At 69.7% G+C, this 14,366-nt stretch carries 17 protein-coding genes; 8 read left to right on the plus strand and 9 right to left on the minus strand.

Going from position 1 to position 14,366, the window contains the following annotated elements:
• Positions 1-24: 24 nt before the first annotated feature.
• Positions 25-495, plus strand: a complete 471-nt coding sequence (locus ABZV40_RS08795; RefSeq protein WP_355437668.1) for a hypothetical protein — start codon at positions 25-27, stop codon at positions 493-495.
• Here the strand turns inward: ABZV40_RS08795 and ABZV40_RS08800 are convergent.
• The 4 genes from ABZV40_RS08800 to ABZV40_RS08815 form a co-directional block, all read right to left on the minus strand.
• Positions 464-1,354 carry a 5'-nucleotidase gene (locus tag ABZV40_RS08800; protein ID WP_355437670.1) on the minus strand — a complete coding sequence of 297 codons (891 nt, stop codon included), beginning with the start codon at positions 1,352-1,354 and terminating at the stop codon, positions 464-466. The genes ABZV40_RS08795 and ABZV40_RS08800 overlap by 32 nt on opposite strands.
• A gap of 161 nt (positions 1,355-1,515) precedes the next feature.
• Complete coding sequence (locus tag ABZV40_RS08805; RefSeq protein WP_355437672.1) at positions 1,516-2,841, minus strand: glycosyl hydrolase family 18 protein; 1,326 nt, start codon at positions 2,839-2,841, stop codon at positions 1,516-1,518.
• 115 nt (positions 2,842-2,956) lie between these two features.
• A complete protein-coding gene (locus ABZV40_RS08810) occupies positions 2,957-3,688 on the minus strand; it encodes an SDR family oxidoreductase (protein ID WP_355437674.1) in 732 nt (243 codons plus the stop codon).
• Positions 3,688-5,349 (minus strand): serine/threonine-protein kinase, encoded by a 1,662-nt coding sequence (locus tag ABZV40_RS08815; RefSeq protein WP_355437675.1) that lies wholly within the window; start codon positions 5,347-5,349, stop codon positions 3,688-3,690. The genes ABZV40_RS08810 and ABZV40_RS08815 overlap by 1 nt, the downstream gene beginning before the upstream one ends.
• Before the next feature lie 93 nt (positions 5,350-5,442).
• Here ABZV40_RS08815 and ABZV40_RS08820 point away from each other — a divergent pair, with 93 nt between their 5' ends.
• Positions 5,443-6,090 (plus strand): Clp protease N-terminal domain-containing protein, encoded by a 648-nt coding sequence (locus ABZV40_RS08820; protein WP_355437677.1) that lies wholly within the window; start codon positions 5,443-5,445, stop codon positions 6,088-6,090.
• Here the strand turns inward: ABZV40_RS08820 and ABZV40_RS08825 are convergent.
• On the minus strand, positions 6,044-7,012 hold the full coding sequence (locus tag ABZV40_RS08825; protein WP_355437679.1) for a WYL domain-containing protein: 969 nt from the start codon (positions 7,010-7,012) through the stop codon (positions 6,044-6,046). The two genes, ABZV40_RS08820 and ABZV40_RS08825, sit on opposite strands and share 47 nt — an antisense overlap.
• Before the next feature lie 93 nt (positions 7,013-7,105).
• Between ABZV40_RS08825 and ABZV40_RS08830 the strand changes: the two genes are divergently transcribed.
• The 4 genes from ABZV40_RS08830 (at position 7,106) to ABZV40_RS08845 (ending at position 9,271) form a co-directional block, all read left to right on the plus strand.
• Positions 7,106-7,531 carry a VOC family protein gene (locus ABZV40_RS08830; RefSeq protein ID WP_355437681.1) on the plus strand — a complete coding sequence of 142 codons (426 nt, stop codon included), beginning with the start codon at positions 7,106-7,108 and terminating at the stop codon, positions 7,529-7,531.
• An 85-nt stretch (positions 7,532-7,616) separates the two neighbouring features.
• On the plus strand, positions 7,617-8,027 hold the full coding sequence (locus ABZV40_RS08835; protein WP_355437683.1) for a response regulator transcription factor: 411 nt from the start codon (positions 7,617-7,619) through the stop codon (positions 8,025-8,027).
• Between the two features lie 157 nt (positions 8,028-8,184).
• Positions 8,185-8,799: a sigma-70 family RNA polymerase sigma factor gene (locus ABZV40_RS08840; protein ID WP_355437685.1), complete on the plus strand. Its 615-nt coding sequence runs from the start codon at positions 8,185-8,187 to the stop codon at positions 8,797-8,799.
• 1 nt (position 8,800) lies between these two features.
• Positions 8,801-9,271, plus strand: a complete 471-nt coding sequence (locus ABZV40_RS08845; protein ID WP_355437687.1) for a hypothetical protein — start codon at positions 8,801-8,803, stop codon at positions 9,269-9,271.
• On the opposite strand, the gene ABZV40_RS08850 is transcribed toward ABZV40_RS08845, so the two are convergent.
• Together ABZV40_RS08850 and ABZV40_RS08855 are read right to left on the minus strand one after the other, a co-directional pair.
• Positions 9,237-10,595, minus strand: coding sequence for an FAD-dependent oxidoreductase (locus ABZV40_RS08850; protein WP_355437689.1), 1,359 nt, complete (start codon positions 10,593-10,595; stop codon positions 9,237-9,239). The two genes, ABZV40_RS08845 and ABZV40_RS08850, sit on opposite strands and share 35 nt — an antisense overlap.
• Positions 10,596-10,707: 112 nt before the next feature.
• Positions 10,708-11,799, minus strand: coding sequence for a helix-turn-helix transcriptional regulator (locus ABZV40_RS08855; RefSeq protein WP_355437691.1), 1,092 nt, complete (start codon positions 11,797-11,799; stop codon positions 10,708-10,710).
• Between the two features lie 88 nt (positions 11,800-11,887).
• Between ABZV40_RS08855 and ABZV40_RS08860 the strand changes: the two genes are divergently transcribed.
• The gene (locus ABZV40_RS08860) at positions 11,888-12,277 is read left to right on the plus strand and encodes a cupin domain-containing protein (RefSeq protein ID WP_355437693.1); all 390 of its coding nucleotides are present in this window, start codon (positions 11,888-11,890) and stop codon (positions 12,275-12,277) included.
• Positions 12,274-12,663, plus strand: coding sequence for a DUF1304 family protein (locus tag ABZV40_RS08865; protein ID WP_355437695.1), 390 nt, complete (start codon positions 12,274-12,276; stop codon positions 12,661-12,663). The genes ABZV40_RS08860 and ABZV40_RS08865 overlap by 4 nt, the downstream gene beginning before the upstream one ends.
• A 101-nt stretch (positions 12,664-12,764) precedes the next feature.
• Here the strand turns inward: ABZV40_RS08865 and ABZV40_RS08870 are convergent, their stop codons facing one another.
• Together ABZV40_RS08870 and ABZV40_RS08875 are read right to left on the minus strand one after the other, a co-directional pair.
• Positions 12,765-13,991: an MFS transporter gene (locus tag ABZV40_RS08870; protein ID WP_355437697.1), complete on the minus strand. Its 1,227-nt coding sequence runs from the start codon at positions 13,989-13,991 to the stop codon at positions 12,765-12,767.
• A 158-nt stretch (positions 13,992-14,149) separates the two neighbouring features.
• Positions 14,150-14,293 (minus strand): hypothetical protein, encoded by a 144-nt coding sequence (locus ABZV40_RS08875; protein ID WP_355437699.1) that lies wholly within the window; start codon positions 14,291-14,293, stop codon positions 14,150-14,152.
• Positions 14,294-14,366 lie beyond the last annotated feature (73 nt).

Raw genomic sequence — 14,366 nt, forward strand, 5'->3', positions numbered from 1 at the left:
GGCTCCTTCGCCTTGGAGGCGGATATGTGGGACTGGAAGCAGGACCGGATCGGGTCGGCGTTGCGCGGCGTGAACCCCGGCGTGCTGCGCAGGCTCGACGCGGGCTTCGCGACCATCGGCGACACGCAGTTCCTGCCGGGCTACTGCGTCCTGCTCGTCGACACGCCGAACGTGGAGCGGCTCACCGACCTGCCGCGCCGCCGGCGGCTGGAGTACCTGGCCGACGTGGAACTGGCCGCCGAAGCCGTCGAACGGGTCTGCGCGCGGCGCGACTCCGGGTTCCGCCGGGTCAACCTGGAGATCCTCGGCAACACCGACCCGTACCTGCACGCGCACATCTGGCCGCGCTACGACTGGGAGCCGCCGGAGCGGGTCGGCCGCCCGGTGTGGCTGTACCCGGTCGAACGCTGGTCCGACCCGGCCTTCGCGCTCGGTCCCGAGCACGACGACCTGCGGGCCGAGCTCACCGCGGAGATCGATCGCCTTCGTTCGTGATCCCGAACGGGACGTGCACGCACGGCACGGTCTGGATCAGGTGCCCGCGCTGGTCGTCGAAGAAGATGTGCGGCCTGAGCACGTCCAGGATCGGCGCCTTCCGCAACCCGCCGAGGAAGAACGCGTCGTTCACCGTCAGCCCCCACGCCTTGAGGCTGTTGATCGCCCGCTCGTGCGCCGGCGCGGACCGGGCCGTCACCAGCGAGACCCGGATCCTGTCCTCGGCGAGGCGCTGGATCCGGTTGACGCCCGCGAGGAAGTTCCGCAGCGGCCCCGGATCGAGCGGGGTGACGACGTTGGTCGCCTCGTGCTGCTGGAACCGGTCGAGCCCGCCGGACTGGTAGATCCGCTCGGCGGCGTCGTCGGCCAGCACGCCGTCGAAGTCGAACGCGATGCGCAGCGCGGGGTCGTCGTCGTCCTGGAACGAGGACTTCAGCACCTGCCCGGCGGGAAGCCCGGCCGACGTGGCCCGGCGCACGTCCTCCTCGTTGGCGGACAAGAACAGTGACATGTTCAGCGCCGGCATGAACTCGTGCGCCGCGCGCCCCTCGGTGAAGATGGCGCGCGTGATCGCCAGTTCGTGATGGGCCGCCGACCGCAGGATGCGCAGGCCCGTGTCGGGGGAGTTGCGCGACAGCACGATCACCTCGACCAGCGGCCCCAGCGAGTTGAGCCGCAGCAGCCGCCGGATGAACGGGAACGCGACGCCGGGCGCGAACGGCTCGTCGAGGTGCGCTTCCTGGTAGGCGCGGTAGGCGTGCTCGCCCTCGGACGCGAACACGGCGCCGGACGCGGACAGGTCGAACAGGGCGCTCGACGCGACGCCTACGACCAGCAGGTTCTCCAGGCTGGGAGCCATGCGGAAGATCGTAGCCACCGCGTCACTGCGGTTCCCGAGGGCGCGCAGACCATCAACACGGCGCGGGCCCGCTGTCGATGAAGGGATCCTTCATCGACCCCAGGTTTAGGAAGGGTCCCTTCATCGACGGCGGACGCGCGCAGGACTTGTGGCCGGATGCTTCAGGAGAACGTCCAGCGCTGGTTGGCGGTGCCGGCGCAGTCCCAGAGCTGGAGCCGGGTGCCGTCGGCCGAGCTCGGGCCGGTGGCGTCGAGACACCTTCCTGACGCCGCGTTGCGCAGCCGCCCGTCGGACTCGGCGGTCCACTGCTGGTTGCCCGCCCCGGTGCAGTCCCACAGCTGCGTCACCGCGCCGTTGCCCGTGCCGGACGCGTCGAGGCACTTGCCCAGGGCACGCAGGGCGTTGCCGTTGCGGGACCACTGCTGGGCGTTGGTGCCGTTGCACGTCCAGAGCTGCACCGCGGTGCCGTTGGCGGAGTTCGCGCCCGCCACGTCCACGCACTTGCCGCCGTAGCCGACGATCGTGCCGCCGGTGGGAGGGGTGCCGCCGGACGCGGTCTCCCAGATGGCGTTGAGCAGGCTGGTGCCGTCGTTCGTGTCCTGCGACAGCTCCCAGTTCATGATGCCGCCCGCGTTGGACAGCGCCCACGACGTCTTGCGCTTGATCGTGGGGATGCCGTTGTAGCAGTTGCCGTTGTAGCAGTCGCGGTTGGCGTTGGCGGGGTCCTGCGCGACGAGGTCGCGGTAGGCGATGTAGGTCGGCCGGCTGTAGAACGGCACGCCGAGCACCGCCTTGCTCGCCGGGAGACCGCGGCTCTTCCAGAAGTTGACCGACGCGATCGACCAGTCGTAGTTCGCGTGCGGGCTGCCGCCGTCGTAGGCCATGATGTTCAGCCAGTCGACCGCGTTGAACACCGACGTCTGCACACCCTCCGCCGTGCCGCCTTCACTGACGACCGCGGCCGTGAGCAGTTTGCCGCGCTGGTGCAGCTGGGTGCCGAGCTGCTGCATGAGCGCGGCGTAGTTGGTGCCCGACTGGCCGGGATCCGGGTACTCCCAGTCGATGTCGATGCCGTCGAGGCTGTACTGGTCGACGACGTTGATCAGGCTGTTGACGAACGTGGTGCGCGCACTGGCGCTGCCCGCCAGCTGTTCGAACGCCGAGTCGTCGCCGTCGTTCCAGCCGCCGACCGCGAGCGAGACCTTGACCCCGTTCTGGTGCCCGAGACTCACCAGCTGCTGAAGTTTGCCGGTGTCCGGGATGCCCTGGAGCGTGCCGTTGCCGTTCGGCAGCACGAAGGCGTAGTTGATGTGGGTGAGCTTGCCGTACTGGATGGAGCCGGCGCTGCCGGACCACGACGGCAGGTAACCGACGCTTTTGAAGCCCTGGGGGTAGGCGGCCTGCGCGGCAGGCGCCAGGACGGTCGTCGCCGCGGCGGCGGCCAGCGCGAGGCCGGCGGCACCGAGGCGTGAGCGGAGTGAACGCATTGCAGGGGTTGCCTTCCACTGTCGTCGAGCGCCCACTCACGACGTTAGTGGTCTAGACCGGTGGCCTGGAAGATCAACGGGCAACCGGAACTGTTTCCGGTTGCCCGCCTGGGAATCAGCGCAGGTACGACGCGCCGTTCACATCGATGATTGTCCCGCTGGCCCACACGGCTTCCGGTTGCGCGAGCCACGCGACCGCCGCGGCCACCTCCTGGGGCTCGCCGACGCGGTTGAACGGGCTCTGCGCGCGGATCGCATCACCCTCCGGGCTGTCGAGGAAGTCCGTGACCATGTCGGTCCGCACGAACCCCGGCGCCACCCCGGCGACCGCGATGCCTTGCGGGGCAAGGGACTGCGCGAGCGACTGGGTCATCGCGTGCAGCCCTGCCTTCGCCGCGCCGTACGCCGGTGCGTCCGGCTCGCCCCGGTAGGCGCCGCGTGAGCCGATGTTGATGATGCGGCCACCCTCGGTCATGTGCCGGACCGCGTGCCACGCGAGGTCGGCCGGCCCGTACAGGTTGAGCTCGATGGTGCGGCGCCAGGCCTGCTGCCACTCCTCGAAGGTGGTCGTGGCGATCGGGTGGTGGAAGTAGACGCCCGCGTTGTTGACCAGGACGTCGAGGCCGCCGAGGCGGTCCGCGGTCTCGGTGACGATCTGCCCGGCCTGGTCCGCGCCGAGGTCGCCTTGAACGGTCACATGTCCAGTGCCCGCAAGGCTTTCGGCCACCTTCGCGGCCTCGGTGGCACCGGTGCGGTAGTGGACGGCGACCTGGTGGCCGTTGTTCGCGAGGGCGTGCGCGACGGCGGCGCCGATGCCGCGGGACGCTCCGGTCACGAGGGCGCGCATCAGCCGCTGACCTGCTTGTCGATCATCCACTTCCCGTTCTGCTGCACCAGGGTGTACGTGTTGCGCTCGGTGGTGACCACGGCGGACCCCTGCATGTACTGCAGCGTCGCGGACACGACGTTGTCGCCCTGCTGCGTGACGTTCGACAGCTGCACGGCGGTGTACTGGCTCCAGAACGACTGGTACTTCTGAAAAGTCGGCACCATGGCCGCCTTGAAGGAGTCCGTGAGCGTCGCGTAGCCGGCCTCGAGGTTGCCGGGGACCAGCGCGTAGTAGGCCTGGAGCGCCTGCGCGGCGGTCTGCGAGCTCGCGGGCGGGTTCGGAGGGTTGACCGGCGGGTTCGTCGTCGTCTGCGCCGGGGGTTCCGTCGTGGTCTGGGTCGTCGTCTGCGTCTGAGGTTGCGACTGGCTCGTGGTGGGCGCGGCCGACGTGCCGGAGGAGACGGGGCTGGTGGTGGGGGACTGGGCGTTGTGGCCCTTGTCCTTGGGCCACAACAGGAACGAGCCGACGCCCACAGCCAGCACGAGGAGCACGATCGCGATGGGGACGAGAGGGAACTTGCGCCGCTTCTCCTCCTCCGGCTGAACCGGTGGGGGTGCCACGACCTCCTGCAGCGCGGCGGCAGGGGTGGGTGCCGCCGCAGCCGGTTCCTCGACCGGCTCGGGCTCTGGCTCGGGCGCCGCAGGCGGTGCCGTCAGCTCGGCGGCCTCGGCGGCAGCGGCAGCCGCCACCAGTCCGGCCGCGGCCGCGCTCGCCTCCTGCTTCGCCTTCTCCTCCGGCTGCGCCTCCGCCGGAAGCTCCACCGTGGCAGGGATGACCGCGGTCGCCTCCGACCCCTGCGGCGACTCGTTCACCACGGCGGCCAGCAGGTGCACGGCCTCCTCCATGGACGGACGGCGCTCGGGTTCGTTGGCCAGCAAGCGGAACAGCACCGGCGCCAGCAGCGGACCGGCGTTGGCCGGCGGCATGATCGACCCGCTGGCCACGCGGTGCAGCATGGCGATGTGGTTGTCGGCGGTGCCGAACGGCGGACCGCCCTCGACGGCGTTGTAGAGCGTGGCGCCGAGCGAGAACACGTCGGACGCGAAACCCGCGTCCTCGCCGCGGGCGACCTCGGGGGAGAAGAACGCGGGCGTGCCCACGGTTCCCGTCGCGGTGGCCGTGCCGTCGTCGGTGGCGCGGGAGATGCCGAAGTCGGTGATCTTGACTTCCTGGTCGCCGATCAGGACGTTGCCGGGCTTCACGTCGCGGTGCTGGATGCCGTGCCGGTGCGCGGCGGCCAGTGCGGCGGCGGTGTAGCAGCCGATCCGGGCGACCTCGCGCGGCGGCAGCGTGCCCTGCTCGGCGATCACGGCGGCGAGGCTGCGGGACGGGAGGTACTCCATGATCAGCCAGGGCTGACCGTCCTCCTCCACGACGTCGTAGACGCGGATGGCGTTGGGGTGTTCGAGACGGGCGGCCAGGCGGGCCTCGCGCATGGCTCTGGCCTTGGCGCGGTCGATCCTGGCGTCGTCGAGACCGTCGAGGGCGAGCAGCTCCTTCGCCGCGACCACACGGTGAAGTTGCTCGTCGTAGGCCTGCCAGACGACTCCCATCGCACCCTGGCCGACTTTCGCCTTCAACCGGTAGCGGCCCCCGATGAGCCTGCTCTTCTCCTCCACGCCCGCGCTCCCGTTCCCTTTGATCACCCGCAAGTGTGACGGTTGCCGCGTTCGCCGTTGACTGTAACCCCATCTGGGGGTACATATGGGGTTATGCCGAAAATCAACGTGTACCTGCCCGATGACCTGGCCGAAACCGTCAAGGAGCTCAACCTTCCGATTTCCGCGATCTGCCAGCGCGCCCTCGAGGTCTCGGTCAAGCGGATCACCTCGATGCGCGGGCTCACGGTCGGCGAACTGGACGGCGAACGGGGCTCGCAGCTCACCCAGCGCATGCGCGCGGTGCTCCGGCTCGCCGCCGAGTCGCCCGTGGTCACGACCGCGGAGCTGGCGCGGGCGCTCGTGGACGAGGGCGGGAACCTCGCCCTGGACGTGCTGCGCGCGATCGACATCGACCCGCGGACGTTGCACTTCGAGCCGGGGGAGACCGAGGGGTCCGGGTTCGCCTCCGACGCGGTCAACGCGCTGGAGCTGGCCGTGGTGGAGGCGGTGGCGCTCGGACACAACTACGTGGGCTGCGAGCACCTGCTGCTGGGCATCATCGCCGAACCGGACGGCAAGGGCGGCGAGGTGCTGCGCTCGCTGGGCGCGGATCTCAAGGGCACCCGCCGGGCCGTGCAGACCGCGCTCGCCGGGATCGTGCACCTCAAGAAGCAGCAGTCCGCACCGGACCCCGCGAAGATCCTGGAGATGATCATGGCTCGACTGGACCGGCTGGAGAAGCAGGTGGGTATCGGCTGACCAGCTCGGCGCCGATGCGGGCCAGGTGGTCCCGCACCTCCGCGGGTGACTCGACGGTGACCAGGCTGCCCCAGCCTGCGACGTTGCGGGCGATGTCGAGCGGGCGCGGGGCGGTCAGCTCGACGCGGGTGTCCTCGCCCAGGTCTTCCAGGACGGTGCAGTGCCGGCCGTGGATGTGCTGGAACACCTTGAGAAACCTCGTCGCCACCAGCATGGTCGCGGCGGTCTCGGCACGGCGTTGCTCGACCTCGGTGACCACCGAGTCCCACGCGCTCGCCAGTTCGAATTCGGGTGGTTTCGTCGCCGGGGCGCCGGTCAGCGTGGCGCCCAGGATGCGGTCGACGCGGAACGTGCGCTGGCCGTCCTTCGTGCCGGCGAGGAAGTACCAGACGCCGTCCTTGTCGACGAGACCCCACGGGTCGACCGTGCGCCCGGCCGGTGGCGAGCCGCGTTTCTGGTAGGTCAGGCTGACCTGGACCTGCTGCACGACGGCTTGTTGCAGCAACGACACCAGGACCGGGCGGTCTTTGGTGTCGTCACCCCAGCCTGCGGTGTCGACGACCACCGCCGAGGCCGCGGCTTCGGCGTCCGCGCGGAACGTCTGCGGCAGGGCTCGCACGAGCTTTCGCAGTGCCGACTTCACCTGGGGCGCGACGGACGCCGCCGGGCCGGCGATGAGGAACAACGCCTGGGCCTCCGCCGCGGTCAGCCCGCTGAGGTCGGTGCGGGCGCCGCCGATCAACGACCAGCCGCCGCCTCGTCCCGGTTGGGGGTACACGGGCACGCCCGCCGCGGACAGCGCTTCCAGGTCGCGCCGGGCGGTGGCGGTCGACACCTCCAGCTCCCCGGCCAGCTCGGCGGCGGTCACCCGGCCTCTGGCCTGCATCAACAGCAACGTGGCGACGAGACGGTCTGCGCGCATGTCTCCAGGTTTCCGGTGAAAGTGCTCACTGGATGAGCACTTTACGGCCGAACGTGGATCCCGACACCGGAAACTTCTTGGAGGATGATCAAGATGCTGCGAGGCATGGCCACCGTGGTCTTCTACGCCGACGACGTGGCTGAGGCGCGTGCCTGGTACACGGAGTTCCTCGGGATCGAGGCGTACTTCGAGCGGCGGACGCCGGAGGGTGACCTGGGGTACGCCGAGTTCCGGATCGGGGACTTCGAGGCCGAGTTCGGGTTGGTGCAGCGGCAGTTCGAGGTGACGCCGTCCGGCGGTCCTGGCGGGGCGATCCTGTTCTGGGCGGTGGACGACCTCGACGCGGCGCTGGCGCGGTTGGTGGAGCTGGGCGCGAAGGTGTACGACGAACCGCGGTCGCGGGGTGAGGGGTTCATGACGGCGTCCGTGGTCGATCCGTTCGGCAACATCCTCGGGATCATGACGAACGTGCACTACAGGTCGATTGTTGATCAGAACCGCGACAAACGTCTCGGCTGAGAACCGTCATTCGCCACTCCAACTGCGGCATCGCCGGGCGTCTACTTCTTGGTGGCGTCGTGTTCTTGGTGACGCCGTGCCTGTGATGTCGCAGTTGGCAGGAGGCCCGTTGATGGTGGTCGGCGGGCGAGGCCCCATCTGCGTGCTGATCGTCGACGACGACGCGCGCGTGCGCAGCGCCATGCGGACGTTTCTGCTGGCACACCAGGAGTTCCAGGTGGTCGGTGAGGCCGGGTGCCCGGCGTCCGCCGTGCGGATCGCCGAGGAGACCGCGCCGAGCGTTGCGATCGTCGACGTGTTGATGCCCGCCGAGCGGGACGGCCTGTCGTTGCTGAAGGTCCTCACCGAGCGTGGAATCCCTGTTGTGGCAATGAGCTTGAACAACGCTTGCGCTGACAACGCGATCGCGGCCGGCGCTTGCGCGTTCCTGGCCAAGGACGGCTGCTCGGAACTCCTGGTCAGCGCGTTGCTGGCCGCGTGCCGGCAGGACGGATGACGTAGGCGCGACCGGACTTCGGTCCCGGTCGGGGGTTCCGCAACTACGCGGGCAGGTTCGGTCGGCCGACCGATCCGGGCGGGGTGTGGCCGGGAGCACAGTTCTCACCACCACCCCCGACCTCCACCCGAGGTCACCGTCCGCGGAGGCGAGCGACATGACCACCACTACCGGGACACTCGACAGCCGCGTGCTCGCGGACATCTACCGCATGCACGGCCGGTCGGTGCACAAGTACCTGCGCACGCTCACCAACGGCGACGCGCATCTCGCCGAGGACATCCTGCAGGAGACGTTCCTGCGCGCCTGGCGCACGCCGCGGCTCGCGCACTGTCCGGAAGCCGCCAGGCCGTGGCTCGTGACAGTGGCCCGCAACCTCGTGGTCGACCGCGTCCGCCTCCGCAACCGCCGCCCGCAGGAGGCCGGTGAGGCCGCCCTGGCCCACCTGCCGACGGCGCGGTGCGAGATCTCGCGGGTCGTCGACTCGATCACCCTCGCCGACGCGATGGCACGGCTGACCCCGAGCCGGCGCGAGGTCGTGGTGCAGATGTACCTGCACGGCCGCAGTTCCGAGGAGGTCTCGGCCGCGCTCGGCATAGGTCGGCACGGTGAAGTCCCGCGCCCACTCCGCGTTGCGCTCGTTGCGGGTGCAGCTGGCGGTTCCGGACCTTTGCCTCGCTGCTTGAGATGTCGCTGCTTGAGATGTCGCTGCTTGAGATGTCGCTGCTTGAAATGCGCCTGTCTGGTTTGCTTCGGCCGCCTATGCTGCTGAGATGACGCGCCTCGCCATCACCGGACATCGCGGCCTCTCCGCCGAGCTGGAGGCGGAGGTCGACCGGATGATCCGCGCCGCTGTCGACCGCGGCGGTGACCTCGTCGGGGTGTCGTGCCTGGCGGACGGGGCGGACGCGGTGTTCGCGCAGGCCGTGCTGGACGCCGGCGGTGCGCTGGTGGCCGTGCTGCCCGCCCTGGAGTACCGGGAGTCGTTGCCGGAGGACTACCGGCCGGTCTACGACCGTTTGCTGGCGCGGGCGGGCAAGGTGGTGCAACTGCCGTTCGTCACGCCTGATCCGGACGCCTACATGGAGGCGGGCAAGCGGATGGTCGAGGAGTCCGACTCGCTGCTGGCGGTGTGGGACGGTCTGCCCGGTCGTGGCCCCGGTGGGACGGCCGACGTGGTGGCCTATGCGCGGTCGCGGGGTGTGCCGGTCACCGTTCTGTGGCCCGAGGACGCCGTCCGCTGAGCAACACCCGCCCCGGGGTTCGCCTCATGATTCGGCCCGTGATTCGCCACAGCACCGCCGGGCGGTAGAGCGTGTTCGGGTGGTCGAGCATCTGCGAGACGCGGAGGAACGCCCGGTGGACCTGCGGGTTGCCGGGAATCGCCTCGACCAGGCGGCGGGTGTACCACTGCCTGAACCGGGTGCCGCGCGGCAGCTTCTTCTGGCTCCAGCCCAGGTCGGCGGTGGTGGCGGAGGTCCACGGGAGCTGGGCGGTCCTGGCGACCGCGCGTTGGAACACGAGGGGTTCCTTGGCGAGGTCGTGGTCCTTGAGGAGGTCCCGCAGGTCCGCGCAGTTGAGCGCGGCGAGCGTCATGCCGTGGCCGTACAGGGGGTTGAGCGAGACGACCGCGTCGCCGAGCGCGAGCAGCCCTCGTGGCCAGTTCGGGACCCGGTGGTAGCGGTTCCAGCGGCTGCGCAGGTTGTCGGCCCGGTGGATCTCCGATGCCGGGGTCGCGGTCTTGATGATCTCGGCGATGTCCTGGCACTCGAGGCTGGCCGCGTGGGCGAGGAAACCGTCCTCGTCGGTCGGGGGCACGTCGCCGCCGGCGCCGAAGAGCGTCACGAACCACAGCTCATCGTCCACTGAGGACACCGAGCCGCCGCGTCTCGTGCTGGGCGCGTGGGTCGCCTCGCGGGCGAGCTTCCAGTCGAGCTTCAGGTCGCGGTTCACGTGGTAGAGGCGTGAGGTGCAGGAGAGGTGGCTGTTCACGATCATCGGGGCCGGGCAGTGCACGCCGAGCTCGGCGAGCCACGACACCAGCTTGGTGGTGCGGCCGGACGCGTCGACCACGAGATCGGCGTAGTCGGTGAAGCTCCTGCCCCCGCGGCGGCCGTGCACACCCGTGACCGTGCCGCGATCGTGCAGCAGGCCGTCGATCGTGACACCGTCCACGAGGGACACGTTCGGCAGTTTGAGGACCCGTCGCCGGATGATCCGCTCGATGGTCACGCGCGTCACCGAGGGTACGGCCAGTCCGGCGGGGTCGCGCGGTGCCCACCCGGCCGGGAGGCGGGTCAGGACGTCGCTGCCGAGGTCGGTCCGGACCGCGCCCGCCGCCGCGAGTTCCGCGCCGAACAGGGGGAAGAGCGCTTCGAGCACCTCGGCGCCGCGTGCGAGCAGCGTGTGCGGGTGATGGGCCTGGGGGATGCCCGCGCGGTGTTCCGTTTCGGCGGCGATCTCGTCGCGCTCGACGAGCACGACGTCGCCGTACGACTCGGACAACACCCTGGCCGCCAGCAGCCCCGCGAAGCCGGCGCCGATGACCAGGGCGCGGTCGGAGTACATGGCGGACATGCTGGCAGAGCCGGGCTCCCGATTGATCCCCCGACCGTATCGTTTTGCTCCTTCGCCCGTCTCCGGAAGTTCGACCAGGAGAAGTTCGCTGCGGGAGGTTCGCTCAGGAGAGTTTGGCGACCAGTTCCGCCCGGCTGCGCACCCCGAACTTGGCGAAGAGCGACTTGAGGTGGTCCTGCACGGTGTACGGCGAGATGGCGAGCCGTGCCGCGATCTGCGCCGTCGACTGCCCGGCCAGCACCTCGTGACAGATGTCCCGCTCGCGGGCGGTCACGCCGTAGGCCTTCAGCAGCAGACCCGTCAGGTCGGCACCGGTCGCCCTGCTGATGGTCACGGCGGCCTCGCCCGGCCCCTCGATGCCGCCGTCGCCGCTCACGAGCTCGCTGGCTTCGAGGAGGATCCAGCCGCCGTGCGCGTCGCGGACCCTGGCCCTGAACGTCCCGGACCGCGCGCCCGCGGCCGCTGCCCGCAGCATCACCGCGAACCGTCCCGGCGCGATCTCCTCCAGTTCGTCACGCCACCGCGCCGCGGCGGCCGTGGCGGCCCGGATCGTGCCGCCCCTGGTCACGACGACGATGGCAGGTGCGCCTGTCCGTTCGGCTCCTGTCCGTGTGGCGCCGTTTTGGGTGGCACCTGCTTGTATGACACCTGCTTGTATGACACCTGCTTGTATGACACCTGCTTGTATGACGCCGGTGCGAGCTGCGAATCGCGTGGCGGCTCCCAGCGCGGGTGCGACCGATGCCATGAACTCCAGTTCGCGCTCGCTGAAGTCGCTGGTGCGGACCATGCCCGCCCCGCCCCAGCAGGTGCCGTCGGCCCGGAACAGCGCTCGCAGCTCGTGGCTCAGGCCCAGTGGCCGCCAGACCTCGTTGAGGCGGGTGGACCGCTTGTCCTCCAGCCGTGCCACGGTGTCGCCGCGCTGCGCGAGCGCCGCGAAGGTGTGCGGCTCACCGGGCGTGTACTCGCAGCTCGCGAGCACCGGCTCGTACTGCTGCGGAATGCGGTTGACGCCGCTGGTCATGGAGCTGATCGCGGCGGAGTCGGGGTCCATCGAGGCCCAGCACGTGAGTTCGCACGGGACCACGCGGTCGATCAGCGCGATGGCCGCCGCGTGCAGTTCCGCGACGTCCAGTCCGGCGCACGCCAGCGCCGTCACGTCGCGGCGCACGCTCTGCGCCCGGCCTTCCCACATGGTTGGCAGTATGCGCCGGTCACGGGAGGTCCGGGATCCCAGTTTCCCGGGATTTCGGCACCTCCTGGTGACCCGCACGCTTCGGGGCATGATGAGCACAGCAGGCGAGGGCGAGGAACTCACCGCGCCCGATGCGAAGATCACCGTGCGGATCTCGGGCAAGCACACCGACGGCGCCTACGAGCTGTTCGAGGTGGATGCTCCCCGAGGCGAGGCCGCGCCGCCGCACCGCACTCCGTGGCCGAAGGTGTACTACGTGCTGCACGGACGCATGGCGGTGCTGGTCGACGGCGAGCTGCACGACCTGTCGCCCGGTGACGCGGTCGTCATCCCGCCCAGCGCGCCGCACACGTTCACCGTGCACACGACGTCCGCGCAGTTCCTGGCTTTCGCGGTGGGCGAGGTCATGGGCGCGTTCTTCCGCGACCTGTCCGCGAACGGGCTGGAGGCGCTGGAACGGCACGGGGTGACCCTGTGAGTCCCGTGGCCCAGGTCGCCGCGGTCGTCGCCGTCCTGGTGCACGTGCTGGTGTTCGTCTGGGAGGCGTTGCTGCTCGACCGGGTGCACCACTCGGTGTTCCGGGTGCCCGCCGAGCACCTGCCCGCGATCCGGTTGTGGGCGTTCGGGGTGGGGTTCTACAACCTCTTCCTGGCGGGCGGAACGGTCGCCGGACTGATCGCGGTGTGGAGTGGTCACGAGCTGGTCGGCCGCACGCTGGTGCTCTACACGGCGTGGTTCATGGCGCTGTCCAGCGTCGTGCTGGCCGTCGCCGACCAGTCGGCGATGAGCAGGCCGCGCAACAGCGCGTGGGGAGGTGTTGCGGCGCAGGGGCTTCCGGCGCTGGTGATCCTCTTGTTCGCGTAGGGCACGTGCTGGTGCTCCAGCCCGGCTTCGCAACCTTGGCTGTTGAGGGGGCCTCGGAGAGTGCGGTGCGGCATCTCTCGCGCGGCCGCGGATTTCCTTGCTCACCCGGCTGATTCCTCCGTCGCGCTTGCCAGGGCGCGGTTGTTCAGCACGGGATAGAAAACCAGCGTCACCAGGATGAGAAAAACGCCACCGACGACATACGAGACCTGGACGGCGAACACACTGGCGAGAACGCCGCCGAGTGCCGCACCAACAGGCCCCCCGACCATGACCACCAGTCGGCTCGACGAGAGCACCCTCCCCAGGAGTTGGTCAGGCACGATCTGCTGGCGCAATGTGCTCACTACGACTTTCTCCGCAGTCATCAGCGCACCGGTCACCATCATCATCGTGGCCGCAACCCACGAATCGGCGACCAGTCCCAGAACCAGAATGGCCACGCCCACGCCGGCTTTGCCCACGATCATCACCGTGCCGGGGCCGAATCGCTTGCCGGCGGACGCGGCGGCCGGCCCACCGAACGTCGCGCCGACGGCGGTGGCCGTCAGCAACAGACCGAAACCGAAATCCGGAAGTCCGAGGACCTCCTTGGCCAGCAGCGCGAGCATCGCGAACTGAGCGGTGGCGGCGACGTTGCCGAGACAGGAAACCGCGGCCAGCGCTCGCAGGGTCCGGTTCCCGAACAACCAACGAATGCCCTCGGTGATGTCGCTCCGCATGCTCGTGCGCGGAACTTCGGACATCTTCTTCGGCTTGGCGCCCGCCCGGATCGAGAAGATCAACAGGCTGCTGGCGGCGAACGAGAGAGCGTTGCCGGCGAACGGCAGGATGTTCCACACGCCGAACAGCGCGGAGCCGAGCGGAGGCCCCACGAAGTCCTCACCGTTGTTCTCCGCCGCGAGGATCCGCCCGTTCGCCGTTGCCAGGCTTCGCGGATCCCGGGACACGAAGTCCGGAACGGCCGACTGGGCGGCGATGTCGAAGAAGACCTGACCGATGCCCAGCAGGAACGCCGCGAGCACCAGCCACACCAGATTCACCTGCGCGGTCAGGATCAGCACCGCGAGAGCGACGAGGACGGCGAACCGGCCCAGGTCGGCCCACGCCATCACCCGCCGGCGGTCCAGTCGGTCCACAACGGCACCGGCGTGCAGCGACAGCAGCACCCAGGGAATCTCGGCGGCCATCACGACGAAGCTCAACGCCATCGGGCTGCTGGTGCTCTGCAGGACCAGCAGGGGCAACGCGGCGGTGTGCATCCCGGTACCGATGGCCGACACGAGCGTGGCGCCGAAGAGTCTGTGGAAGCGACTGCCGAGTCTCACCTTCGCGCTGTCAGATTCCTTCGTGGGCACTTCGAGAATTCCTCCCGTTGGCACGTCGGCAACAGATCATGACTTTCGCCGTTCTTGGCCGGCTTGGCGCCGGCAGCGCGCCTGTCGGGCCCGGTACTGATGCCGTCGGCGCCACCCCGGCCACACCGTCAGTCCAGGGGAAGTCTGGCCGGAACAACTGCCGGGCGGATGAACGAGTGCCGGATCTCGTTGCGGGTCGACGCGATCATCTCCGCCGGCATCGGGCCGGCACGCTCAGCGGCGGTCGTGATGGTCAGGAACAGATGCGCCACCAACACCAACGTGGTCCAGCGGTACCACGGCGTCCAGGTCCGGACCTGATGCTCGTCCAGGTCGTGAAGTCAG

The organism is Lentzea sp. NPDC004782, assembly GCF_040609115.1.
Classification (GTDB): Bacteria; Actinomycetota; Actinomycetes; order Mycobacteriales; family Pseudonocardiaceae; genus Lentzea.

Bases quoted from the DNA above. Each gene is read 5' to 3' on its own strand.
- ABZV40_RS08800 (WP_355437670.1), bottom strand. From the start codon at position 1,354: ATGGCTCCCAGCCTGGAGAACCTGCTGGTCGTAGGCGTCGCGTCGAGC.
- ABZV40_RS08860 (WP_355437693.1), top strand. From the start codon at position 11,888: ATGATGAGCACAGCAGGCGAGGGCGAGGAACTCACCGCGCCCGATGCG.
- ABZV40_RS08855 (WP_355437691.1), bottom strand. From the start codon at position 11,799: ATGTGGGAAGGCCGGGCGCAGAGCGTGCGCCGCGACGTGACGGCGCTG.
- ABZV40_RS08805 (WP_355437672.1), bottom strand. From the start codon at position 2,841: ATGCGTTCACTCCGCTCACGCCTCGGTGCCGCCGGCCTCGCGCTGGCC.
- ABZV40_RS08820 (WP_355437677.1), top strand. From the start codon at position 5,443: ATGCCGAAAATCAACGTGTACCTGCCCGATGACCTGGCCGAAACCGTC.
- ABZV40_RS08840 (WP_355437685.1), top strand. From the start codon at position 8,185: ATGACCACCACTACCGGGACACTCGACAGCCGCGTGCTCGCGGACATC.
- ABZV40_RS08850 (WP_355437689.1), bottom strand. From the start codon at position 10,595: ATGTACTCCGACCGCGCCCTGGTCATCGGCGCCGGCTTCGCGGGGCTG.
- ABZV40_RS08835 (WP_355437683.1), top strand. From the start codon at position 7,617: ATGTCGCAGTTGGCAGGAGGCCCGTTGATGGTGGTCGGCGGGCGAGGC.
- ABZV40_RS08810 (WP_355437674.1), bottom strand. From the start codon at position 3,688: ATGCGCGCCCTCGTGACCGGAGCGTCCCGCGGCATCGGCGCCGCCGTC.
- ABZV40_RS08825 (WP_355437679.1), bottom strand. From the start codon at position 7,012: ATGCGCGCAGACCGTCTCGTCGCCACGTTGCTGTTGATGCAGGCCAGA.
- ABZV40_RS08830 (WP_355437681.1), top strand. From the start codon at position 7,106: ATGCTGCGAGGCATGGCCACCGTGGTCTTCTACGCCGACGACGTGGCT.
- ABZV40_RS08845 (WP_355437687.1), top strand. From the start codon at position 8,801: ATGACGCGCCTCGCCATCACCGGACATCGCGGCCTCTCCGCCGAGCTG.
- ABZV40_RS08795 (WP_355437668.1), top strand. From the start codon at position 25: ATGTGGGACTGGAAGCAGGACCGGATCGGGTCGGCGTTGCGCGGCGTG.